Origin of the sequence: Methylobacterium sp. WL116, from assembly GCF_008039455.1 — a bacterium.
In the GTDB taxonomy this organism is placed as follows: Bacteria; Pseudomonadota; Alphaproteobacteria; order Rhizobiales; family Beijerinckiaceae; genus Methylobacterium.
The window spans coordinates 1-1,207 of the sequence record NZ_VRUV01000871.1; the positions used below are offsets into that span (position 1 = coordinate 1).

At 74.0% G+C, this 1,207-nt stretch carries 1 pseudogene; it reads left to right on the forward strand.

Features of this window, described 5'->3' with window-relative positions:
• Positions 1-33 precede the first annotated feature (33 nt).
• Positions 34-1,207, forward strand: a pseudogene (locus tag FV223_RS28070) (cobaltochelatase subunit CobN); the annotation flags it as partial.

Sequence of the window (1,207 nt, forward strand, 5' to 3'; positions counted from 1 at the left end):
TAGACCAGGATCAGCGCGCCCGGCGCGGCTGCGCCGCACGCGCTGATCCTGGTCTACCGCTCGGCGGCTCTCGGCGGCGACGGCGCACCCGCCAACGCGCTGGCGGCCGCCCTCCGTGAGCGGGGCATCGGAACGCTGACCCTGGCGGTGGCGAGCCTCAAGGATGCGGAGGCGGTCGACGCGGTGTTCGCGGCGATCCTCGCGCGGAAACCCGACCTGATCGTCGCCGCCACCGCCTTTTCGGCGCGCGAGGATGCCGGGTTCGTCCTCGACGCGGCCGATTGCCCGGTGCTGCAGGCTTTCACCGTCGGCAGCCCGCAGGAGGCCTGGGAGGCGTCGGCACGGGGCATGAACGCGGCGGACCTCGCCATGCAGGTGGCCTTGCCGGAATTCGACGGCCGCCTCTCGGGCTTCCCGATCTCGTTCAAGCAGGAAACGGACGCGGCCGACGGCTACGCCGAGCGCCGCGCGGTGCCCTACGCGGCCGGCATCGCGGCGCTCGCCGACCGTGCCGCCGCCTGGCTGCGCCTGGCCGCGACGCCGCGCGGGCATCGCAGGATCGCCTTGGTCCTTTCCGACTACCCGTCCCGCGGCGGCCGCGCCGGCTTCGCCGTCGGCCTCGACACGCCGGAGAGCGCGCGCGCGATCGTGTCGGACCTCGCGGCGGCCGGCTACGCGGGCCCATCGCTGCCGGAGGCCGCCGCCCTGATGCAGGCGTTGACGGACGGTGCGCCGGACTTCGCGATCCCGCTGCCCGATTACGGGGATTGGCTCGCGACGCTACCGGAAGATTCGCGCGAGGCGCTGATCGAACGCTGGGGCGAACCCGAAGCCGACCCGACGTGCCGCGACGGCGCGTTCCGCTTTCGGATGGTGGATGCCGGGGGCGACACGCCCCCTCCCCCCGCAGCGGGGGAAGGGGAAGACGACGCGTCAGGCCGTATCGCGATCTTCCTCCAGCCCGACCGCGGCCGGTCGGACGACCGCAAGGCCGGGTACCACGATCCCGACGAGCCGCCGACGCACGCCTACCTCGCGTTCCATCTCGGCCTGCGCCGGCATTTCGACGCCCTGGTCCATCTCGGCACCCACGGCACCACCGAATGGCTGCCCGGCAAGGCCGTCGCGCTCGCGCCCGCATGCTGGCCGGCGCGGGCGATCGGCGCCCTGCCCGTGGTCTACCCGTTCATCGTCGACGATCCCGGCG